Origin of the sequence: Streptomyces sp. WZ-12 (genome assembly GCF_028898845.1) — a bacterium.
In the GTDB taxonomy this organism is placed as follows: Bacteria; Actinomycetota; Actinomycetes; order Streptomycetales; family Streptomycetaceae; genus Streptomyces.
The window spans coordinates 4,376,048-4,396,905 of sequence record NZ_CP118574.1 but is presented as its reverse complement, the minus strand read 5'-3'; the positions used below and the strand labels follow the sequence as shown (position 1 = coordinate 4,396,905).

Annotated in this window: 23 protein-coding genes, 1 tRNA gene and 1 pseudogene; 5 read left to right on the top strand and 20 right to left on the bottom strand. The window is 73.1% G+C overall.

Going from position 1 to position 20,858, the window contains the following annotated elements:
• Positions 1 to 17: 17 nt before the first annotated feature.
• The 3 genes from PV796_RS18775 to PV796_RS18765 are packed head-to-tail and all read right to left on the bottom strand — an operon-like array spanning position 18 to position 2,369.
• Positions 18 to 281 carry a phosphopantetheine-binding protein gene (locus PV796_RS18775; protein ID WP_274914451.1) on the bottom strand — a complete coding sequence of 88 codons (264 nt, stop codon included), beginning with the start codon at positions 279 to 281 and terminating at the stop codon, positions 18 to 20.
• On the bottom strand, positions 265 to 1,773 hold the full coding sequence (locus PV796_RS18770; RefSeq protein ID WP_274914450.1) for an AMP-binding protein: 1,509 nt from the start codon (positions 1,771 to 1,773) through the stop codon (positions 265 to 267). Before PV796_RS18770 ends, PV796_RS18775 begins: the two co-directional genes overlap by 17 nt.
• A 44-nt stretch (positions 1,774 to 1,817) precedes the next feature.
• The gene (locus tag PV796_RS18765; RefSeq protein WP_274914449.1) at positions 1,818 to 2,369 is read right to left on the bottom strand and encodes a flavin reductase family protein; all 552 of its coding nucleotides are present in this window, start codon (positions 2,367 to 2,369) and stop codon (positions 1,818 to 1,820) included.
• A 502-nt stretch (positions 2,370 to 2,871) separates the two neighbouring features.
• Between PV796_RS18765 and PV796_RS18760 the strand changes: the two genes are divergently transcribed.
• Positions 2,872 to 3,648 carry an SDR family oxidoreductase gene (locus PV796_RS18760; RefSeq protein WP_274914448.1) on the top strand — a complete coding sequence of 259 codons (777 nt, stop codon included), beginning with the start codon at positions 2,872 to 2,874 and terminating at the stop codon, positions 3,646 to 3,648.
• A gap of 85 nt (positions 3,649 to 3,733) precedes the next feature.
• Here PV796_RS18760 and PV796_RS18755 read toward each other — a convergent pair whose 3' ends face one another.
• The gene (locus PV796_RS18755; protein WP_274914447.1) at positions 3,734 to 4,630 is read right to left on the bottom strand and encodes a LysR family transcriptional regulator; all 897 of its coding nucleotides are present in this window, start codon (positions 4,628 to 4,630) and stop codon (positions 3,734 to 3,736) included.
• 495 nt (positions 4,631 to 5,125) lie between these two features.
• On the opposite strand from PV796_RS18755, the gene PV796_RS18750 reads away from it, so the two are divergent.
• On the top strand, positions 5,126 to 5,692 hold the full coding sequence (locus tag PV796_RS18750; RefSeq protein ID WP_274914446.1) for a Uma2 family endonuclease: 567 nt from the start codon (positions 5,126 to 5,128) through the stop codon (positions 5,690 to 5,692).
• A gap of 362 nt (positions 5,693 to 6,054) precedes the next feature.
• Here PV796_RS18750 and PV796_RS18745 read toward each other — a convergent pair.
• From PV796_RS18745 to PV796_RS18735, 3 genes are all read right to left on the bottom strand, one after another.
• Positions 6,055 to 6,142, bottom strand: a tRNA-Ser gene (locus PV796_RS18745).
• An 88-nt stretch (positions 6,143 to 6,230) separates the two neighbouring features.
• Positions 6,231 to 6,731, bottom strand: a complete 501-nt coding sequence (gene tadA, locus PV796_RS18740; RefSeq protein ID WP_274914445.1) for a tRNA adenosine(34) deaminase TadA — start codon at positions 6,729 to 6,731, stop codon at positions 6,231 to 6,233.
• 94 nt (positions 6,732 to 6,825) lie between these two features.
• Positions 6,826 to 7,353 carry a tRNA adenosine deaminase-associated protein gene (locus PV796_RS18735; protein ID WP_274914444.1) on the bottom strand — a complete coding sequence of 176 codons (528 nt, stop codon included), beginning with the start codon at positions 7,351 to 7,353 and terminating at the stop codon, positions 6,826 to 6,828.
• A gap of 217 nt (positions 7,354 to 7,570) precedes the next feature.
• On the opposite strand from PV796_RS18735, the pseudogene upp reads away from it, so the two are divergent.
• Positions 7,571 to 8,200, top strand: a pseudogene (upp, locus tag PV796_RS18730) (uracil phosphoribosyltransferase); the annotation flags it as partial.
• 21 nt (positions 8,201 to 8,221) lie between these two features.
• Here the strand turns inward: upp and PV796_RS18725 are convergent.
• The 8 genes from PV796_RS18725 to PV796_RS18690 all read right to left on the bottom strand — a co-directional run bounded on the left by PV796_RS18725 (position 8,222) and on the right by PV796_RS18690 (position 14,586).
• Entirely contained in the window at positions 8,222 to 8,842 is a 621-nt protein-coding gene (locus PV796_RS18725) for a LytR C-terminal domain-containing protein (protein ID WP_274919119.1), read from the bottom strand.
• Between the two features lie 133 nt (positions 8,843 to 8,975).
• Positions 8,976 to 9,272, bottom strand: a complete 297-nt coding sequence (locus PV796_RS18720; protein WP_030084955.1) for a type II toxin-antitoxin system VapB family antitoxin — start codon at positions 9,270 to 9,272, stop codon at positions 8,976 to 8,978.
• Between the two features lie 156 nt (positions 9,273 to 9,428).
• Positions 9,429 to 10,049 (bottom strand): DUF4232 domain-containing protein, encoded by a 621-nt coding sequence (locus PV796_RS18715; protein WP_274914443.1) that lies wholly within the window; start codon positions 10,047 to 10,049, stop codon positions 9,429 to 9,431.
• Positions 10,050 to 10,541: 492 nt separating this feature from the next.
• Positions 10,542 to 11,213 (bottom strand): RNA polymerase sigma factor, encoded by a 672-nt coding sequence (locus PV796_RS18710; RefSeq protein ID WP_274914442.1) that lies wholly within the window; start codon positions 11,211 to 11,213, stop codon positions 10,542 to 10,544.
• A 25-nt stretch (positions 11,214 to 11,238) separates the two neighbouring features.
• Entirely contained in the window at positions 11,239 to 11,706 is a 468-nt protein-coding gene (locus PV796_RS18705; protein ID WP_274914441.1) for an LPXTG cell wall anchor domain-containing protein, read from the bottom strand.
• Between the two features lie 199 nt (positions 11,707 to 11,905).
• The gene (locus PV796_RS18700; protein ID WP_274914440.1) at positions 11,906 to 13,153 is read right to left on the bottom strand and encodes a GTP-binding protein; all 1,248 of its coding nucleotides are present in this window, start codon (positions 13,151 to 13,153) and stop codon (positions 11,906 to 11,908) included.
• A 6-nt stretch (positions 13,154 to 13,159) separates the two neighbouring features.
• Entirely contained in the window at positions 13,160 to 13,330 is a 171-nt protein-coding gene (rpmF, locus tag PV796_RS18695) for a 50S ribosomal protein L32 (RefSeq protein ID WP_274914439.1), read from the bottom strand.
• Positions 13,331 to 13,530: 200 nt separating this feature from the next.
• Positions 13,531 to 14,586 (bottom strand): NAD(P)-dependent alcohol dehydrogenase, encoded by a 1,056-nt coding sequence (locus PV796_RS18690; protein ID WP_274914438.1) that lies wholly within the window; start codon positions 14,584 to 14,586, stop codon positions 13,531 to 13,533.
• 52 nt (positions 14,587 to 14,638) lie between these two features.
• Here PV796_RS18690 and PV796_RS18685 point away from each other — a divergent pair, with 52 nt between their 5' ends.
• A complete protein-coding gene (locus PV796_RS18685) occupies positions 14,639 to 15,520 on the top strand; it encodes a helix-turn-helix transcriptional regulator (RefSeq protein ID WP_446750606.1) in 882 nt (293 codons plus the stop codon).
• A gap of 71 nt (positions 15,521 to 15,591) precedes the next feature.
• On the opposite strand, the gene PV796_RS18680 is transcribed toward PV796_RS18685, so the two are convergent.
• Together PV796_RS18680 and PV796_RS18675 are read right to left on the bottom strand one after the other, a co-directional pair.
• Positions 15,592 to 15,786 carry a ferredoxin gene (locus tag PV796_RS18680; RefSeq protein ID WP_039634416.1) on the bottom strand — a complete coding sequence of 65 codons (195 nt, stop codon included), beginning with the start codon at positions 15,784 to 15,786 and terminating at the stop codon, positions 15,592 to 15,594.
• 56 nt (positions 15,787 to 15,842) lie between these two features.
• Positions 15,843 to 17,054: a cytochrome P450 gene (locus PV796_RS18675; protein WP_274914436.1), complete on the bottom strand. Its 1,212-nt coding sequence runs from the start codon at positions 17,052 to 17,054 to the stop codon at positions 15,843 to 15,845.
• A gap of 197 nt (positions 17,055 to 17,251) precedes the next feature.
• Between PV796_RS18675 and PV796_RS18670 the strand changes: the two genes are divergently transcribed.
• Entirely contained in the window at positions 17,252 to 17,743 is a 492-nt protein-coding gene (locus PV796_RS18670) for a MarR family winged helix-turn-helix transcriptional regulator (RefSeq protein WP_274914435.1), read from the top strand.
• A 66-nt stretch (positions 17,744 to 17,809) separates the two neighbouring features.
• Here the strand turns inward: PV796_RS18670 and PV796_RS18665 are convergent, their stop codons facing one another.
• The 3 genes from PV796_RS18665 to PV796_RS18655 form a co-directional block, all read right to left on the bottom strand.
• Positions 17,810 to 18,964 carry a flotillin family protein gene (locus tag PV796_RS18665; protein WP_274914434.1) on the bottom strand — a complete coding sequence of 385 codons (1,155 nt, stop codon included), beginning with the start codon at positions 18,962 to 18,964 and terminating at the stop codon, positions 17,810 to 17,812.
• Positions 18,965 to 18,975: 11 nt separating this feature from the next.
• Positions 18,976 to 19,227: a hypothetical protein gene (locus PV796_RS18660; RefSeq protein WP_274914433.1), complete on the bottom strand. Its 252-nt coding sequence runs from the start codon at positions 19,225 to 19,227 to the stop codon at positions 18,976 to 18,978.
• A gap of 121 nt (positions 19,228 to 19,348) precedes the next feature.
• Positions 19,349 to 20,818 carry an MFS transporter gene (locus tag PV796_RS18655; RefSeq protein ID WP_274914432.1) on the bottom strand — a complete coding sequence of 490 codons (1,470 nt, stop codon included), beginning with the start codon at positions 20,816 to 20,818 and terminating at the stop codon, positions 19,349 to 19,351.
• Positions 20,819 to 20,858: the final 40 nt, after the last annotated feature.

The following is a 20,858-nucleotide window of genomic DNA, read 5'->3' as shown; positions in this document are numbered from 1 at the left end:
ATTCGTGGGTAGTTGGTTCAGTGAGCGGAGACCGCACCGCTCGTCGCCGACTCGATGAACTTCTGCATGGTGTTCACCGAGCGGAAGTTGTCCGGCGCGAGCTCCACCTGCTCGATGGGGATGCCGAACCGTTCGGTGAGCCAGGAGATGACCCGGACCAACTGGAGGCTGTCGATGACCCCGGTCTCCAACAGATCAAGATCGGCGTCGAGTTGGTCGGCGGTCACATCGGGCAGGAATTCCTTGATGAGAAACCGCTTGATCTCAGGTACGTTGTCCACTTTCTTGGCCTTGTCCCTTCATCCTCAAGCTCTTGACCGCGGCCCGATCGACCTTTCCGGTCAGGCCCTTGGGTAGGTCTTCGTCGACAATGCGGATGTCGGCGGGGATGGACGTTCTGAGCAGCCTGGTGGCGCAGTGCTGACGCAGCGCCAGACTGTGCAGGCCGGTGTCGGGGGCGCGCCGTACCAACGCGTGCAGCGTGTGGCCCGCCACCTCGTCGGGCAGGGCGACGACCACCGCCTCGGCCACGTCCGGGTGTTCCGAGATGACCTGCTCGACCTCCTGGACGTTGATCCGCACCCCGCGCACCTTGACCTGGAAGTCGGCCCGCCCGGCCAGCGACAGCGTCCCGTCCGCCGCCCGGACGACGACGTCGCCGCTGCGGAAGTAGGTGCGCGGCCCGTCGGCGTCCGCTCTGCGGACGAAGCGGTCCCGCCCGAGCGCCGGGTCGAGGTAGCCACCCGTCTGGAAGGGCGTGTGCACCAACAACTCGCCGCGCCCTGGGCCTTCGAGCTCCCGCCCGTCCTCCCCGATGAGCAGGGCGCGCACCCCGGGCAGGGGGCGCCCCAGGGGGAGCGGCACCGCGACGTCCCAGCGCTCCAGTTGGCCGGGGGCGGCGTCGAAGACGAGGCTGTCGTTGGTCTCGGTGCAGCCGTAGACGTTGTGCAGCGCCGCCTTGGGGAAGAGCCGGGGCAGGGCGGCGGCCAGCTTCGCCGGCATGGCGTCGCCGGTGAAGATGACGTGCCGGGGCCCTTCGAGCGGGCCCGCGCCCGGGTCCGCGTCGTGCAGCAGCCGGTAGAACATGGGCACCGCCTGCACGACCTCCGCCCCGCTCCGTTCGACCAGCGCGCGCAGGTGGCGCCCGTCGGTGGCGTGGTCCCGCTCGACCATGACGACGCAGCCGCCGGCCACCAGCGTGGTCCAGACGTCGAGCAGGCACAGGTCGAAGTTGAGCGGGGCGTAGTTCAGCACACGGGTGCCGGGGCCGATCCCGAAGTGCTCGGACGCCCAGGCGAAGAACGGCGCGAGCCGGTCCGTCGCCAGCGGCACGACCTTCGGCATGCCGGTGGAGCCCGAGGTGGTCAGGAGCAGGCCCGTCCCCTCCGGGACGGCGGGCGCGTCCGGATGCGCCTCGACGGTCTCCACCGTCACGTCGGCGTCGGGCCCGCCGGGCGAGAGGAGGTGACGGATGCCGGCCGCGGCGACGAGTTCGTGGAGCGTCTGCGCGCCGAGCTCCGCCGACGGCAGCAGGACCGGCCGCCGCTCCAACAGGCAGGCCAGGATCAGGGCGACGACCTCGGGCGACTTGTGTGCCCGCACGCACACGGGGGTGCCTGGCGCCGGGCCGTAGTGGGTCAGCCACGCGCGGAACCCGTCGGCGAGGCCGGTCAGTTCCCGGTACGACACCGTCCGCTCCCCGTACAGCAGGGCCGGGGTGCCGGGCCGAGAGCGCGCGTGTTCGTCGAGGGCGGAGAACGCTGGTGAGGGCATGGTGATATCCGTTGTCCCGTCAACTGGTCCGTGTGGTACCGGAGTTAGTGCGCCGGCACGCCCGCTACGGGGGCCGTGGACCGGATCTCGCGGTAGTCGCCGTCGAAGTAGAGCAGCGGCTTCCCGTCGCCGCCCGCCGCGGCCGCCACCCGCCCGATGATGATCGCGTGGTCACCGCCGCCCACCACGTTCTCCAGGCGGCAGTCGAAGTAGCTCAGGCACCCGGAGATCACCGGGGCGCCGGTCACCGCCTTCTCGGTCCCCACGGAGGGGAACGCGCCGAGCGCGCGGCCGTTGCCGCGGGTGGAGAAGTGCCGGGACACCTGCTGTTGGTCATGACGCAGCACGCTGACCGCGAAGACCTCGGCCTTCAGGATCGCGGCGACCAGCGGACTCAGCCGGCCGATCGACACCGACACCATCAGCGGGTCGAGGGACAGCGAGCCGAAGGCGGAAACTGTCTTGCCGTACACCTCGCAACCATTCCGCGTGGTCACCACGGTAACGCCGGAGGCGAACTTGCCTGCCGCGGCGCGAAAATCGCTCTCCTGGCATTCGGGAATGTCATCTCGCCCGCTGGCCAGTAATGCATCCATAATTCGCCGACACCGCCCTTTGCCATATAGTCGCCCGCCGTCGACGCGGACCCTGCGGGTCGTTGCCGGCGGTTCGGGCGCTGCTGCTTGGGTGCGTTTCGACTGTACGGTTGCGGACAATTCCGAGCCACTACTCGTTCAAGTGAGGGAGTCCACTACTCACTTGGGTAGACGGGTGGTGGGAGCGTTTCGGGACGGTGCCGCCCGGCATCGGCAACCGGGATGCGGCGCGCGACCCAAACGTCCGGCGGTCACGTCCACAACTCGCCCCCACCTAACTCCAGTTGGCCGCCCGTCACGAACACCGCTCCCGTCGCGCCATAGGAACCCCCTATACCCCCTGCTGACATTTCGTCTTTGCTCCGCGTCCTTTCCCGGACCTACCGTGAAACGGCTCGATGAGGCGCGCACCGCCCTTCCCCCGAAGGCCCGGCTCCGTGCGCGTCGCCCCTTATGGAGTCGAGCAGGCGCTCATGCGATCGAAAGGACCAGTGACCTCACCATGACCACAAACGAGAACGGCTCGGGAACGCGGGAACTCGCGGGAAAGCGGGCCCTGGTCACGGGCGGCACCCGTGGAATCGGCGCGGCCGTCGTCCGCCAACTCCTGGACGCGGGCGCCCAGGTGCTCACGAGCGCCCGGTCGGCGACGAGCACGGCGCCGGAGGGGGCCGCCTTCGTGGCGGCCGACGTGCGGACGCGGGCCGGCGCACAGGAGCTCGCCGCGGCCGCGCAGGACGTGCTCGGCGGGGTGGACGTCCTGGTCCACAACGCGGGAGGGGCGCAACCGCACGAGAGCGCCGCGGCCATCCCGGACGAGGAGTGGCAGGACGCGCTGGACCTGAACTTCCTGGCGTCGGTGCGGCTGGACTCGCTGCTGGCTCCGGGGATGCGGGAACGGCGTTCGGGGCTGATCGTGCACGTCTCCTCGGCCGCGGTCCGCACCCCTATGGGACAGTTCCTGCACTACACCACGGCGAAGGCCGCGCTGGAGAACTACAGCCGGGGACTGGCCATGGAACTGGCCCCGTTCGGAATCCGGGTCAACACCGTGACTCCCGGCCGGGTCGCCACCCCCGGCGGCGAGGCGACGCGGGAGCAGTGGGCGCGCCTGAACGCGGCGCCGGGCCAGACCAACGCCCACGACACCCCGCCGTTGGGGCGCGAGGGCCAACCCGACGACATCGCCCACGCGGTGCTGTTCCTCGCGTCCGACCGCGCGGGCTGGCTGACCGGGAGCAATCTCGTCGTGGACGGCGGCGAATTCCCCCGGGGCTGACGACGCCCGCATCCCCCAACACCGGCTGCGGGCAGGGGAATTCGCCGACGCCGACGCCCCCGCCCACCTCCCGTCCGCCCCGCCCTCAACGCACCGGTGAGGAGAGCGCGGATTCGGCCCAGGTCTCCTGACGCAGGAGTGCGAGCAGGGCCGTCTCCGCCGGGCCCGCCGCCTGCCGGAGCACGGCGATGACGGGCTGGGAGACGGCCGGGAACACCGGGCGCACGAGGTGCTCGTAGCCGTGCGGCACCGCGGAGGCCGGGACCAGCGTCACCCCCAGCCCGTGGGCGGCCCAGCGCACGGCCGTCGCCGTCTGGGACACCCGGGCGGCCGTGGTCGGGGTCAGCTCGTGGCCCCGCAACACCTCCAACAGCACGCCGTCGAGCGCGCTGTCGCGGTCGAACCGCACCCACGGCTCGCCGGCCAGCTCGCGCAGCGCGACCCGGTCCGCGGCGAGCTGCGGGTGCCCGGCGCCCAGCACCACGACGAACTCCTCGTCGCCGAGGTGGTGGGCGTCGGCGGGGCTCCGCTTGCACGCCGCCATCAGCGCGAGGTCCAGCACGCCCCGGCGGCACAGCCGCTCCAACTCGGCGGAGCTCGGCTCCTCGAAGACGGTGACCTCCAGCCGCGGGAAGCGACGGCGCAGCGCGCCCAGCGCGCCGGGCAACTGCCGCGTGCCGAAGCCCATCTGCACCGCGACCACCACCTCACCCACCAGCTCTTCGGCACCGGCCCGCGCCGTCGCCCTCGCCCGCCGCGCCGCGCTCACCGCGGCCTCCGCGTCCCGCAGGAACGCGCGGCCGACCGCGGTGGGCACCAGCCCGGTCGGCGTGCGGGCGAACAGCTCCACGCCGAGCTCCCGCTCCAGGCCGCGGATCTGCTGCGACACCGACGGCTGAGCGACGCGCAGCCGCTCCGCGGCCGCCGTCACCGACCCCTCCTCGGCAACGGCCAGCGCGTACTCGAACTGACGAAGACTCATCGACTCCCGTCCCCTCCCCACGGCGGCTGCGGCCCCCATGGCCCTCGCCGTCATGGCGGGCAACCCGATTCCGCCGACGGAGATTCCCCCGCCACACCAGGGCGATGCCGGCACCGCCACCCAAGTGCACCGCGCCTCCGCCGAGTTGCCCCAAGGCTTGGCTCTGTTGGAGCCGCTTCTTTTCCCCACAGTGAACGCCGCTGCCATCGCAGGACCGGTGGGCTTCCGGGGGTGGGAGGGAGTGATCTCATCCGTAGTGGACTACGGGAGTCACTTTCGTGGTCAGTCCCCTGAGGGGAGCGGCGACGACGGATCTTGTCGCCGACAGCGTGAACGCCAGCTTCCGGCTTGGTCGCAGGGCCCCTGTGGCCAGTGTTCTCCCGGTCCGGCCGTGCCCGGATAGACCGCCCTGGGCGACAGCGCGCGACGAGGAGGCAGAGGGGTAACCTGAGCCCACCAACCTCAGCCCGCCGAGCGTGATCAGGGAGGTACGCGGTGACCGCCGAGATGGTTGCGCCAGCGTGGATGCACACGCAGATCACCGCGGAGCAGTACGACTCCTGGTCGGAGGAGCAGTGCGCGGGCATCGAGATCGTGGACGGGATGGTCGTTGTGAGCCCCAGCGCGTCCAAGCGCCACAATCGCCTCGCCCGGGTGATGGTGAACGGCCTGGACGCCGCTGCCGGGGCGGACTGGAACGCCGACACGGACTTCGACGTCCGCCTGCAGGACGTACCGCTCACCAACCGTCGCCCCGACGTCGTCGTCTACCGTGCGGACACCATCGACCTCACACCGACCCGGCCGGAGCACGTGCTGCTCGTCGTCGAGGTGGTCTCGCCGGGATCCGAGACCACTGACCGGGTCGTGAAGGTGGACCAGTACGCCAGGGCCGGGATTCCTTTCTACTGGAGGGTCGAGCAGGCGCCCACCGGCGTTCCGCTCGTCTACACCTACCTGCTCGACCCGGCTGCCAAGACCTATCGCGATGGTGAGGTGTTCACCGGCACGGTCAAGGCCGTGGCGCCCTTCACCGTGGAGATCGATCTCTGCGCCCTCTGACCCGCGCTGTGTAGGAGGCGGGCGGAACACGCCCATAGCCGGGACAACCTCCTGCCGTCGTCGGTGACGCGGGAGTTGCCGCGCATCGGGTCGCAGAGCCACAAGACCGGGGAGTCTGTGGCGGCAATCCTCGATCGGCCTCGCAGGACGGCCGGTTCGGGCCGTACCGCAGGTGTCATCGGAGCCTGCCGCCACCGGCGGCCGCGTCCGCTCAGGTGCGCGGTAGGGCGATCCCTCCGTATGCGGCGCCAACTTCCTTGGCTTTCAAGGGAGATGGGGAGGAGGCGCAGTCGCCGTGCGGACCGCGTCCACACGCACAACACCCCCTTGACCTGCGTTTCCGCGGATCAAGGGGGTGTCTCTGGCGGTAGCGGAGGGATTTGAACCCTCGGTGACTTGCGCCACACTCGCTTTCGAGGCGAGCTCCTTCGGCCGCTCGGACACGCTACCGAGAGAGAGCTTAGCCCAAAGGGGCCCGTCTGCCGAAATCGACTCGTGGGTCGGTGGTCCGCCGCGGAACCGACGGGCCCGACGGCGGTCAGCGGTCGCGGAAGAAGGCGGTGAGGAGGGCGGCGCAGTCGTCCTCCAGGACGCCGGCGATGACCTCGGGGCGGTGGTTGAGGCGGCGGTCGCGGACCACGTCCCACAGGGAGCCGACGGCGCCGGCCTTGGCATCGCGGGCGCCGTAGACGACCCGGTCGACGCGGGAGAGGACGATCGCGCCGGCGCACATCGTGCACGGTTCGAGGGTGACCAGGAGCGTGCAGCCGGTCAGCCGCCACTCCCCGATGACCTTGGCCGCGGCCCGCAGGGCGAGGACCTCGGCGTGCGCGGTGGGGTCGCCGGTGGCCTCGCGCTCGTTGTGGCCGGTGCCCAGGACCGTGCCGTCGGCGGACAGCACGACGGCGCCCACCGGGACGTCGCCGGTCCCGGGGGCGCGGGCGGCCTCCGCCAGCGCCCGGCGCATCGGCCCGGTCCAGGGATCGCGCAGCGGGTCGGGCGTGGCGGCGGGTGGGGTGGCGGAGGGCGGCACGGTCATGTCCCCAGTGTCGGGGACGGTGGGGTGGGGTGGTGCCGGGCCCGGTGGAGCGTGGGCCCGGCGGGGGCGGTACTCCCCGGCGGTGGCCGGGGAATCAGCGGACGGCCTCCAGGAGTTCGGAGCAGCCCAGGGCGTCGGCGATCTCGCTGAGGGCGTCGCCTTCGAGGGTGCGCAGCTCCCGTTCGCCGACGCCGATGTCCTCCAGGAGCTTGGCGTCGCCGAGCGGTCCCGCGGCGACCGCGGGGGTCTCCTCGGCCGCAGCCTCGGAGTCCTCCGCCGGATCCGGTTCACCGTCCTCGGTGCCGTCCAGGTCGAGCAGGTCGAGGTCGTCCGCGTCGTCGGCGTCGCGGCCGAGGAGTTCGTCGGTCAGCATCGAGCCGTACGAGCTCCTGGCGGCCGCCGCGGCGTTGGACACATAGACCCTCGGGTCGTCCTCGCCATCGATCCGGATGACGCCGAACCAGGCGTCCTCCTGCTCGATGAGGACCACCACCGTGTCGTCTTCGACCGCTGCCTCTCGGGCCAGGTCGGCCAGATCGGTCAGCGTTTCCACATCGTCGAGCTCTGTATCGCTCGCTTCCCACCCGTCTTCGGTGCGCGCGAGCAGTGCGGCGAAGTACACCGTGACTCTCCCTGGTCAGAGGCGTGCCGGGCCGGGCGGGGCGGCGCTGCACGCCGCTACTCCCCGCCCCTTTCGGAATCGTGGCAGAAACAACGCGTCCGCGCGCCGTCTTCGACACGGCGTCGTGCGGACGTTGTGAGAGATGTCGCTCACGTGCCGGAGTGTGAGCGGTGCACGGCGGGCGCCGGGCTCCCGTGGCTCGGTTACTGTCGATGTCATGCGGATCCACGTCGTCGACCACCCGCTGGTGGCGCACAAACTCACCACTCTGCGCGACAAGCGCACCGACTCCCCGACTTTCCGGCGGCTCGCCGACGAGCTGGTCACCCTGCTCGCCTACGAGGCCACCCGTGATGTGCGCACCGAGCAGGTCGACATCGAGACGCCGGTCACGGCGACCACCGGCGTGCGGCTCTCCCACCCGCGCCCCCTGGTCGTGCCGATCCTGCGGGCCGGGCTGGGCATGCTGGACGGCATGGTCCGGCTGCTGCCCACCGCCGAGGTCGGCTTCATGGGCATGGTCCGCAACGAGGAGACCTACGAGGCCCACACCTACGCGACGCGGATGCCCGACGACCTGTCGGGGCGCCAGGTGTACGTCGTCGACCCGATGTTGGCCACCGGCGGCACCCTGGTCGCGGCGATCAGGGAACTGATCAAGCGCGGGGCGGACGACGTCACCGCGATCTGCCTGCTGGCCGCGCCCGAGGGCGTCGAGGTCATGGAGCGCGAGCTGGCCGGGACGCCGGTGACGGTGGTCACCGCCGCCGTCGACGACCACCTGAACGCGGACCGGTACATCGTGCCGGGCCTGGGCGACGCCGGTGACCGGATGTACGGCACGTCGTGCGGGGCTGCCGGGGGAGGGTCAGCACCTGGCGACGGCCGGTTGCCGGGTCGGGCCGGCCAGTTGGGCCTGGGCCTTGGCGGCCTGCTGCGGGGTGGCCAGGTCCTTGAAGGCGTCGCCGATGACCAGGTCGAGGTCGGCGCCCGTGCGGCCGTCGGTCTTGAGCTGCGCGCCGGCGAGTTGGGTGGCCAGCACCTTCAGCGGTCCGCTGGCGGCGGCCTTGGAGCCGAGCAGTATGCCGGCGCCGGGCACCTTCTTGTCGTAGTCGGCTGGGGCGTTGCCCACCTTGCCGATCTGGAAGCCGCGCTTGTGGAGTTCGTCGGCGGTGCGCTTGGCGAGGCCGGGGCGCGGGGTGGCGTTGTAGACGTTGACGGTCAGGGTCGCCGGGGCGGGCGGCTTCGCGGCGGTCGGTGCGGTGGTGCTGTGGGCCGTCGGGCCGACGTGCGTGCATGGTCTCTTGCCCTGCGCGGCCTGGGCGGTGCTGCCCGGTCCGCCGAAGACGTCGATGAGCTGCAGGGTTCCCCAGCCGATCAGCCCGAGGGCGCAGGCGCCGGCCATGATGCCGAGAACGATGCGGCGACGGTGGCGGGGGCGGCGCATCCGTGGATACCTGCCGCCCGTGATGCGGTACTTACCGCCCATGCCTGGAGGCGTCAGCATGCTCATGGCCGCAGCGTAGTGCCGGGCGCGTGCCGTGCCTACTAGATGATCTGTGCGTTGTCTGCGCGGAACCCGAGTGGGCCAATTCCGGCCAGAGCGGCGGTGGTGGCGCCGGTCAGCCGAGTTCGAGGACGCGGGCGTGCAGCACCTGGCGCTGCTGCAGGGCGGCGCGGACCGCCCGGTGCAGACCGTCCTCCAGGTAGAGGTCGCCCTCCCACTTCACGACGTGGGCGAAGAGGTCGCCGTAGAAGGTGGAGTCCTCGGCGAGCAGCGTTTCGAGGTCGAGCTGCTGCTTGGTGGTCACCAACTGGTCGAGGCGTACCGGGCGCGGGGCGACGTCCGCCCACTGGCGGGTGCTCTCCCGGCCGTGGTCGGGGTACGGTCGCCCATTTCCGATGCGCTTGAAGATCACACGGAAAGCCTACCGGGCTGGGGGCACCGGGCGCAGCCAGGAAGCAGGGGAGCAAAGGCGATCAATCGCGGCAAACTCGGATCATTGGCGGGTGATGAGCTGGCCGATACGGCACGAACGGGCTATCGGGTCGCAGGGGGCCGCGGTGGGGCCGGATCACCACTTGTCGGCATCTGCCCGGCCCGGCTGCCAGTAAGTGACCGCTGCGGTGGTCGGATCCACGTGCAGTGGGGCGGGCCCGTCCACGCCGACCTGGGCGGGGGTGGTGCGGGAGGCCAACGCGACCCCGAATTGGGACACCTTTTCGGCCGTGCTCCCTGGGGCGCTCCGGCCGCCGCCCGGGCCGCCGGGCGGGCCCGCGGTGATCACCGCGGCGTAGGCGGTGCCGTCGGGCGGCAGCGCGACCGGGGCGGGCGGCCTGGTGCGCGGGAGCGGGGGGAGCGGGCCCGGGTGGCGGTCGCCGAAGTGCAGCAGGGGGTAGGGCTGGGCGGCGAAGGTGCAGGTGCGGGCGGAGATGTTGGTGACCGTCAGCAGCATGTGGCGGGCCCGGTGCGGCGCGGCGCCGGCGTGGAAGCGCAGCATGTCGGGCGTGCAGGCGTCCCGGGCGGCGGGGGCGGGCGCGGCGGTGCGGGTGGTGGCCTCGGCGCGGTAGCCGGTGCCGTCCTGACAGCCGGCGAGCGGGAGGGCGGCGGCCAGGGCCAGCGCGACGACGAGGGCGCGGCCGCGGTGGGCGGCGGGGACCGGGGACGGGCGCGGCGGGACGGGCCGGGTGAGCATGGGCACGATTCTCGGGGAAGGGGGCCCGGGGTGGGCAAGGGGGACTCAGCGAACGGTGGGTGTCGCCTTCGGGGTGGGCGGGGGCGGGCTGGACGTGGTCGGGACGGCGGTCGGGGTGGCATGGCGGGTGTCCGGCTGCTGGGTTTGGTGCCGCGGGAGGGTGGTCGGTGGGCGGGCGCGGGGTGGTGCGGACGGGGTCCGGAGACGGGTCGGGGGGAGTCGGCGACGGGCTCGGGGTGGTGGTGGCCAGATGCGCGGCGACGGCGAGCACGGCGGCGGTCGCCGCGGCGGCCAACGGCAGGGCGAGGCGGCGCGGGCGGAGCCAGGTGGGGAGCGCGGGGAGGAGGTTGCGTCGTAGGTGCGGGCCCGGGGGTGCCGCCGGGCGGAGGTCGTGGACGCCGACGGCGTCGGCGCGGGCGGTGAGGGCGCGGCGCAACCGGTCCTCGACGGGCCGTTCCGCGGCCGTGTCCCCGGGGGCGGTGTCGTGGGTGGTCAAGACCGTTCCTCCAGGATCTTCTCCAGGGCGTCCAGGGCGCGGCTGGCCAGGGACTTCACCGTGCCGCGGCTGACGCCCAGGGTCGCGGCGATCTCCGCCTCGGTGAGGTCGCCCCAGTAGCGCAGGACCAGCACCTCGCGGCGGCGCCGGGTGAGCCCGCCGAGCGCGGCGAGCACCTCGCGGTGCTCCTCGCCGAGGACCACCCGCTCCTCGGCGGAGGGCTCGGCGGCCTCGTGCGGCGGGGTGTAGTCGCGGGCGGTGCGGCGGCGGCGCAGCACCGAGCGGGCCGCGTTGATGACCGCGGTCCGCAGGTAGGCCAGGGCGTTGTCGACCTCGCCGAGCCGCTCGCCGTGCCGCTTGTAGAGGGCGGCGAACGCGTCCTGGACGACGTCCTCGGCGGTGGCGCGGTCGTCGACGAGGAGGACGGCCAGCCGGACCATGTTCAGCCGGTGGGCGTGGTAGAGCTCCGTGATGGTGGGGCGGGGCGGTTCCGCGGGCGGCGCCTCGGACCACATCTGGTGCGCGGCGCGCGGCAGTTGGTGGACGGCCGGCGCCTGCCGGGGCGGGGACTCGCGACGGGTGGCGCGCAGCAGGCGGCGCCAGGCGGCGGGCCGGAGCCCCGGCAGGGCGAACCGTGCCGGGGCCGGGTGCGGTGCGAAGTGGGCCATCGTTCCCTCGGGCGTGCCCGGGCGGTCAGGCGCGGTTGCGGCGGACCGCGTAGAGGGCGCCGCCGCCGGCGGCGATCAGGGCGGCCGCGCCGCCGCCGAGGGCGAGGGCGGGGGTGGAGGCACCGGTCTTGGCGAGCTGCTTGTGGTCGTCGCCCTTGGCGGGCGCGGGCGCGGCGCCGGGGCGGCTGGGGACGGGGGTGGGCTGGTGGCCCGGGCCGACGGGGGAGGGGGTGGCGCTCTGCTGCGGCGGCTGGGTGGGCTCGGGGGTGGCGCTCTGCTTCGGGGGCAGCGTCGGGACGGGGCTCGGGGTGGCGGTCTGCTGCGGCGGCTGGGTGGGCTGGGGGGAGGGGCTGCTGCTGTGCGCCGGCGCGGAGGACTCGGCGGCGTGGGCGGTGCCGGTCATCGAGACCGCGGCCAGCGCCACGGCGGCGAGCAGGCCGGCGCCGGCCGAACGGCGCAGGCGGGCGGGGCGAGCGGTACGGGTGGGGTTCACGGTCGGCTGCTCCAGTTCGTCTACGGGCGGCGCCCGGAGGGCGCCCTCACCCGAGACGACGTGCGGCCGGGGCGGGGGTTGCCGCGTGCGCGGAAAAACTTTCGGGCCGCGGCCGGAGCCTACGCGTACCCGCCCCGCCCCGGGCAACGGCGGCCGAAGTCGGCCCGGGGCGGGGCGCCCTGGCCCGCGGCCCGGGCGACTACCGGCCCGCGGCGTCGAGTCGGGCCGCTCGGCCCGCCTCCACCGGTGGGTGCTCGTGTGCGCAGGCGTCGTCCGTGCCGTGCACCGCCCAGGCCGGGAACGGGTCGTCGGCCGCGGTGGGCGCCGGCTCGTCGGGGGTGAGGAGGCAGGCGGTCAGGGCGGCGTGCAACGGCTCCGGGCGCAGGTCGGTGCCGATGAAGACGAGCTCCTGGCCGGTCGGACCGGGCGGCTCGGTCCGGTCGCCGGGCACGTCCTGGGCCCCGGCTCCCTCCCCGTCCACGCCGGACGGTTCGAAGCGGGCGACCGTGCCCGCCTGCGACCACAGGCCGGTGACGCCGGGCCGGGTGGCGAGGCGGAAGAAGCCCTTGGAGCGCAGCACCGTGCCGTAGTCGCCGCTGTCCATCCGTTCGGTGACGAACCGCCAGAGGCGGCCCGGGTGGAAGGGGCGGTCGGCCCGGAAGACCGTGCTGGAGATGCCGTACTCCTCGGTCTCGGGGACGTGGTCGCCGTTGAGCTCCCGGACCCAGCCGGGCGCCTGTTGGGCGCGCTCCAGGTCGAAGCGGCCGGTGCCCAGGACCTCGGCGAGCGGCACCCGGCCGCGCTGCGCGGGGACGATCCGGGCGGCCGGGTTGAGGCGGGTGAGGGCGGCCGCCAGGCGCTGGGCGGCGTCCGCGTCGACCAGGTCGGTCTTGTTCAGGACGAGGATGTCGGCGAACTCGATCTGGTCCATCAACAGGTCGCTGACGGTGCGCTCGTCGTCCTCGTACTGGTCCAGGCCGCGCTCCACCAGGGCGTCGCCGCCGGCGAGTTCGGGCAGGAAGTTGGCCGCGTCGACGACCGTGACCATGGTGTCCAGGCGCGCCAGGTCGCCGAGGGTGGCGCCGTCGTCGCGGGGGAAGGCGAAGGTCGCGGCGACCGGCATCGGTTCGGAGATGCCGCTGGACTCGATCAGCAGGTAGTCGAAGCGGCCGGCGCGGGCCAGGCGGTCGACCTCCTCCAGCAGGTCGTCGCGGAGGGTGCAGCAGATGCACCCGTTGGTCATCTCGACCAGCCGCTCCTCGGTGCGGGAGAGCGCCGCGTCGCCGCCGCGGACCAGCGCGGCGTCGATGTTGACCTCGCTCATGTCGTTGACGATGACCGCGACCCGCAGGCCCTCCCGGTTGCCCAGGACGTGGTTGAGGAGGGTGGTCTTGCCCGCGCCGAGGAAGCCGGAGAGCACGGTGACGGGCAGCCGGGAGTGCGTCATGTCCGGTCAGCCCTTCGGGTCGAGCAGGCCGCGCTGGTACGCCTTCGCCAGGCGCTGCGGCACCTGGTACACGACGCCGTCGATGGTGACCGGCACCAACTGGGGCGTGCTGGCCTTCCATTGGGCGCGGCGGTGGCGGGTGTTGCTGCGGGAGAGCTTGCGCTTGGGTACGGCCATGGTGGTGGGCCTCCGGGGATCGGGACGGGTGAACGATCGAGGGGAGGCTATATGGAAATGGGTACCGTTTCCAAGTAGAGTGGGCGCCGTGCCTGGGGTCACGGCACGCACAACGCCCGGGGCAGCCAGTGGGGGCGGCCCCGGGCGCTTGCCGTGCACAGGGCGCGGCGGTGGGGGCGCCGGCCCGGACGGTGCGTGGGTCAGATGGTGGCGGTGTCGATGACGAAGCGGTAGCGCACGTCGCTGGCGAGCACCCGCTCGTACGCCTCGTTGATCCGGTCCGCCGCGATCACCTCGATGTCCGCGGTCAGGCCGTGCTCGGCGCAGAAGTCGAGCATCTCCTGGGTCTCCGCGATGCCGCCGATCAGCGAGCCGGCGAACGACCGGCGGCCGCCGATCAGCGCGAACGGGACGATGGGCAGCGGCTGTTCGGGGACACCGAGCTGGACCAGGGTGCCGTCGGTGCGCAGCAGGCCGAGGTAGGCGTTGAGGTCCAGGTTGGCCGAGACGGTGTTGACGATCAGGTCGAAGGTGCCGGCCAGCGCCTCGAACGTGGCCGGGTCGCTGGTCGCGTGGTAGTGGTCGGCGCCGAACCGCATGCCGTCGTCCTTCTTGCGGAGCGACTGGCTCAGGACGGTGACCTCGGCGCCCATCGCGTGCGCGATCTTGACGCCCATGTGCCCCAGGCCGCCCAGGCCGACGACGGCGACCTTCTTGCCGGGGCCGGCGCCCCAGTGGGCGAGCGGGGAGTAGAGGGTGATGCCGGCGCAGAGCAGCGGGGCGGCGGCATCCAGCGGGAGCGCGTCGGGGATGCGCAGCACGTAGTTCTCGTCGACGACGACGTGGGTGGCGTAACCACCGTAGGTGGGCTCGCCGTTGCGGTCGGTGTCGTTGTAGGTGTTGACGGTGCCGAGCTCGCCGGTGCAGTACTGCTCCAGACCGGCGCGGCAGTTGTCACAGGTGCGACAGGAGTCGACGAAGCAGCCGACGCCGACCCGGTCGCCCACGGCGTAGCGGGTGACCTCGGAGCCGATCGCGGAGACCACGCCGGCTATCTCGTGGCCGGGCACGATCGGGAAGTTGCCGTCGTCGCCCCACTCGGCGCGGACGGTGTGGATGTCGGAGTGGCAGATGCCGGCGAACTTGATGTCGATCAGGACGTCGTGGGCACCCAGCTCGCGGCGCGGGATGGTGATCCGCTCCAGCGGGGCCTTCGGTGCGGGGGCGGCGTACGCGGCGACAGAGGTGTGGGTCATGCCACCGAGCATGCGGTGTCACCTGGGCCGTAACCAGTGCACCCTTGAACATATGAACCCCGTGCCTACTACTGACGGAACCACCCAGCCGGGCCCCGCGGTGGTCGACCGGCGCACCGAGCTGAGCGCGTTCCTGCGCTCGCGGCGGGCCCGGCTGCGGCCCGCGGACGTCGGGCTGCCGGAGCACGGGCGGCGGCGGGTGCCCGGGCTGCGCCGCGAGGAGCTGGCGCAGCTCGCCGGGGTCAGCGTGGCGTATTACATCCGGCTGGAACAGGGCCGGGGCGCGGGCGTCTCGGACGCGGTGCTGGACGCGATCGGCACCGCGCTGCGGCTCACCCCGACCGAGCGCGACCACCTGCGGCACCTCGCCCGCCCGGCCTCCCGGCGGGTGCGTGCCGCCGCCCGCCCGCAGCGGGTCGGGCCGGCCTGCCGGCAGGTACTGGACGCGCTGGAGCTGGTCCCCGCGTTCGTGGTGGGCCGGGGCCTGGACGTCATCGGCTGGAACCGGCTCGGCAGCGCCCTGTTCGGGGACTTCCCCGCGATGCCCCGCGAGCGGCGCAACCTCGCCCGGCAGGTCTTCCTGGACCCGGCGACCCGCGCGCTGTACGTGAACTGGGAGGGCAAGGCGGAGGTGGTGGTCGGGCTGCTCCGGCGCGAGCTGGGGCGGGCGCCGGACGACCCCGCGCTGGCCGGGCTGGTCGCCGAACTGAGCGGGGTGAGTGGGGAGTTCCGCCGACTGTGGGCCCGGCACGACGTACAGGACAAGGGGTTCGGCGTGAAGCAGCTCAACCACCCGGTGGTGGGCCCGCTGACCCTGACCTACGAGACGCTGAGCGTGGCGGCCGACCCGGAGCAACTGCTGGTCACCCACCACGCGGCCGCCGGCTCGCGGTCCGAGGAAGCGCTGCGCGCGCTGGCCGCGGGACTGGCGTAGGGCGGACGGGCGCGCCCCGGTCCCGCCGGGAAGTGCGGGGCCGGGGCGCGCGCCCGTCGGTCGGTGGCCGGTCAGTCGGTCACCGTGATCGCGGCGGCCGGGCAGATGGCCGCCGCCTCGCGGACCGCGTCGTGCAGCGCGGCCGGCGGCGCCGGGTCGAGGACGACCACGATGCCGTCCTCCTCGCGCTGGTCGAAGACGTCCGGGGCGGCGAGCACGCAGGAGCCGGCGCCGCAGCACTTCTCCTGGTCGGCGTGGATGCGCATGGTCGGTGCTCCCAAGTGGTGGGTGGTGGAAGGTGGTTGGGGTGCGGGCGCCGCGACTACCAGGCGACCGGCAGCGAGTGGACCCCGTAGATCTGCATGTCGCCGCGGAACGGGACCTCCTCGTACGGGATGGCCAGGCGCAGGTCCGGCAGCCGGCGCAGCAGCGTCGTCAGGGCGATCTGCAGCTCCACCCGGGCCAGCGGCTGGCCCAGGCACTGGTGGACGCCGAAGCCGAAGGCGACGTGCCGGCGGGCGTCCCGGGCCACGTCGAGGGCGTCGGCCTCGGGGAAGACCGTCGCGTCCCGGTTGGCGGAGTTGATCATGCACAGCACGCCCTCGCCGGCGCGGATGGTGCTCCCGCCCAGGACGACGTCCTCGGTGGCGACCCGGGGGACGCCGTTGTGCACGATCGTCAGATAGCGCAGCAGCTCCTCGACGGCCCCCTTGATGAGCGCGGGTTCGGCGCGCAGTCGGGCGAGTTGGTCGGGGTTGCGGAGCAGGGCCAGGGTGCCCAGCGAGGTCATGTTGGCGGTGGTCTCGTGCCCGGCGACCAGCAACAGCCGCCCCATGGAGGCGATCTCGCCGTCGGAGAGCTCGCCGCGGGCGACCAGCCGGCTGATGATGCCGTCGTCCGGCCGCTCCCGCTTGGCCTGCGCGAGCCGGGTCAGGTACTCCACCAACTCGTCGAGGGCGGCCTTGGCTTCGGCGGGTGTGGAGCGCAGGGCGAGCAGGATGCCGCTGCGCTCCTGGAAGAACTCGTGGTCCTCGTAGGGGACGCCGAGCAGCAGGCAGATCACCAGGGACGGCAGCGGCAGCGCGAACTCCCGTACCAGGTCGGCGGAGTTGCGCCCGGCGGTCATCCTGTCCAGCAGGTCGTCGGCGAGGTGCTGCACCTCGGGGCGCATCGCCTCGACCTTCTTGACCATGAACTCGGCGGTGAGCATCCGGCGCAGCTTGGCGTGGCCCGGGTCGTCCATGCGGATGAACGTCGGCTTCTGGCCGATGACTTCGCGGGCGCCGGCGGTGAGGAAGGGGAAGCCGGGGCGCAGGCCGTCGGCGCTGAAGCGCGGGTCGCCGAGCACCGTGCGGACGTCCTGATGGCCCGTCACCAGCCAGCAGGGGGTGCCGTCCCAGAGGGTCGCCCGGGTGATCGGCTCGGTGCGGGCCGCGTCGGCGACGGCGGGGGCGGGGTCGAACGGGCAGCCCGGGGCGCGGCTGGCGGGGACGGTGAGGGTGTCGGGGGGAGCGGTGCGTTCTGCGGTCGTCATGCGGCCGGTCCTTCCGCGTGGATTTAATTACCTAACTTAGGTAACTAAGTTGTGACCACGTTAACCCGGGCACGGCGGGAGAGGGAAGGACGGATCGCGGCATGACCGAAGTTGGCTCGAACCGTACGGGCGGGGGTGGGCGGACCCTGGTACGGACCGCGGCGGATCCGGGGACCGGGGGCGGCTACAGTTCCCCCATGTCGGACCCCGCACCCGCCCAGGACTCCACCGCCGCCCTGCAGAAGGTGCTGGCCACGCTGTCCTATCTGCTCACCCGCTCGCGGGCGCACGAGCGGTTCGCGAGCGAGGCGGGCATCTCGGCCGGTCGGTCCGGCCTCTACCTGCTGATGGCGCTGGCGGACAGCGGGGGCGTCAGCCGGGTCGGCGACCTGGCGGCGCAGTTGATGGTCGAGCCCCCGCACGTCACCCGGCAGATCGGTGAGTTGGAGGCGCAGGACCTGGTCGAGCGCACCACGGACGAGCAGGACCGGCGGGCCCGCCGGGTGGCGATCACACCGCACGGCAAGGCCGTCCTGGAGAGCTTCCAGGCGGCCCGGTTGGCCGGATTGCGTCAGGCGCTCAGCGACTTCGACGACGCCGATCTCGGCACCACGAAGGCGGTGTTGGAGCGGCTGGTGGCCTACGTCCGCGACAAGCACGCGGAGGAGCCGCGGCCGCGGGGGACGTGAGGCTGCCGGGGGCGGGCGCCACGGCGGCCCGCCCCCGGGAGTGGTGGCACGGTGGTGCCGGTGGCGCTATTCGATCTCGACGCGGCCGCCGTGCGCGGAGCCGTTCCCGCCGCCGTTCGCCGCGGCGTTGTCGGACGCGCCCGCGGTGCCGAGGTTGCGGCGGACCGAGTCGAGGATGGTCAGGCCCTGGCCGACCAGGCCGGCGGCGATCTCGCCGAGGCCGTCGGTGCCGTTGAGGACGTTGACGTTGGCGTTGGCCAGGCCCGCGGACGCCTCCTTGACGATCTGCGGGAGCTGGTCGATCAGCATCCGGTCCAGCGCCACCCGGTCGTGCGAGGCGGCGGCCTCGGCCTGGATCTTCATCCGCTCCGCCTCGGCCGTGGCCAGCAACTTGATCCGCTCGGCCTCCGCCTCGGCCGGCTTGACCACCTCGGCGACCAGCTCCTGCTGGCGCAACTGGGCCCGGCGCTCGGCCAGTTCGGTCTGCGCGGCCAGCACCTCCTGCTGGGCGTGGGCCTGGGCGAGCGGGCCGGCCTGGGAGGCGCGGGCCTGCGCGCGGTCCACCTCGGCGGAGTACTCGGCCTGGACCACCGCGGTCTGCCGGGAGTACTCGGCCTGATTGCGCGCCGCCTCCTGCTGCGCCTCGACGGACGCCTGGGTGGCCTGCGCCTGGGCGATCTGCGCCTGGCGCTGGATGGCCGCCTTGTGCGGCGCGGACATCGCCTCGATGTAGCCGGTGTCGCCGTCGTCGATCGACTGGATCTGCAACGAGTCCACGATCAGGCCGATCTTGGCCATCTCGGTCTTGGAGGTCTCCAGGACCTCGGTGGCCAGCTTCTGCCGCTCGGTGACGATCTCCTCGACCGTCATCGAGCCGATGATGGACCGCAGGTGACCGGCGAAGATCCGGCCGGTCAGGATCGACATCTGCTCCTGGTCGGACAGGAAGCGCTGGCCGGCGTTGACGATGCTCTCGGTGTCGTTGCCGACCTTGAACGCGATCACGGCGCGCACCGTCAGGGCGATGCCCTGCCGCGTCACGCACTTCTCGGCCACCTCGGACTCGCACATCGCCAGCGTCAGGAACCGGACCTTGCGGAACACCGGCAGCACGAACTTGCCGTGGCCGGTCACCACCCGGAAGGGCGCCCCGCCCTGTCCCCGCCTGCCACCGGAGATCAACATGGCTTGATCGGGGGAAGGAACGCGGTAACCGAACATCACTCGTCTCCTCAACCAGCGTCGCCGGCGTCGCCGGCCGACGCGTCCAACGGATCAGCCCACTCGATGACGTTGACCTGGCGGTTGCCACGGGACTCGATCACGAGCACGGTCGCCCCCACTGGCAGGGGCTCGGGGGACCAGGCGAGGAACGTCTCGGAGCCACCCCGGATCCTTACCAGAACCTCACCGGGTCCGGCAGCCCCGCGCGTGCCGATCAGCAGCACTCCGGTACAGCCGACCACGGCTTCATCCCGGGCCATCGATCGCTGCCCTCCCCCGTTACGTTCTCTGGAATCTGACCATAGCGCTCCGGGGGGCGGCGGCCTATGGCGGGAGGGCGGCGAGTTGGGGTGCGGGTGGGAGCGCGGTTCCCGCGGCGCCCTAGCCGCGCCGGGTCGCCGGGTCGGGGAGCAGCGGCAGGAGGAGGGCGACCAGCGCGGCGAGGGCGGCGTTGGCGGTCAGGGCGCAGGTCAGCGCGTGGCCGTAGGCGGCGACGTCCTGGTGTGCGGCGGGGCCGAGGGCGCCGTAGAAGAGGACGCCGAGGACGGCCACCCCGACCGCGCCGCCGATCTGCTGGCCGGTGGAGAGGACGCCCGAGGCCAGCCCGGTCTCCTCGGGGCGGACGCCGGTGAGGACCGCGCCGAGCAGCGGCGTCACCAACAGGCCGTTGCCCGCGCCGACCAGGGCCAGCGGCGCGACCAACTGCCCCGCGCTCAGGCCGGGCCCGGCGGCCGTGGCCAGTGCGACGGTCGAGCCGAAGCCGAGGACGACGAGCAGCGCGCCGGCCTGGAGGACCCGTCGCCCCAGGTGGGCCAGCCGGCCGGCGAGCAGGCTGGCGGCGAAGAAGACCACCGCGAACGGCGTGTAGTACAGGCCGGCGCCGAGCGCGTCCTGCCCCAGCCCGTCCTGGAGGGTCAGCGAGAAGACCAGGAAGAAGGAGTTGATGCCGGCGTAGGTGAGCAGCACCAGGAGCATGCCGACCGCGAAGGGCCGCTCCCGGAACAGCCGCAGCCGCACCAGCGGCTCCCCGCCGGACGCCGCCACCCGCCGCTCCACCCGTACGAACGCCGCGAACGCCAGGGCACTGGCGGCCAGGCTGAGCCACGTCCACAGGGGCCAGCCGGCCGGCCGCCCCTCGACCAACGGGACGACCAGCAGCCCCAGCGCCACCGTGAGCACTCCGGCGCCCGGCAGGTCGAGCCGGCGGGCACGGGGCGCGCGCGACTCCGGCACGTAGCGCGCGGTGAGCGCCACCGTCACCACCCCGACCGGCACATTGACCCAGAAGACCGGCCGCCAGGAGGAGCCGAGGAGGTCGGCGGAGACCAGCACGCCGCCGAGCACCTGCCCGACGGCGCCGGCCAGGCCGATCACCGCGCCCAGCGCCCCGAACGCCCGGGCCCGCCGCTCGGCCGGCACCAGCACCTGGAGCAGCGCGAAGACCTGCGGGAACATCGCGGCCGCGGACAGCCCCTGGACCAGCCGGGCGGCGATCAGGAACCCCGCCCCGGGCGCCAGCGCGCAGCCCACCGACGCGACGGTGAACAGCGCCATCCCGGTCTGGAACAGCCGCTTGCGGCCGAACCGGTCGCCGAGCCGGGCGCCGGTGATCAGGGCGACAGCGTAAGTGAGTTGGTAGCCGGCGAGGATCAACTGGACGTCGGCGTCGGACGCGTGCAGGTCCGCCTGGATGGCGGGCGCCGCGACCAGCACGATGAAGGTGTCGAGGACGGCCATGAAGGCGCCGGTGAGCACGAGCGGGAGGGCGCCGCGAGGCGCGGGCGCGAGGTGGTCGGGACGCGGGTCCGGGGCGGTGCGCGCGGCCCCGGCCGGAGGTGATGTCTGAGCCATGCGGCCACGCTCGCGCAGCCCCCAACGGCCGTACAGAGAG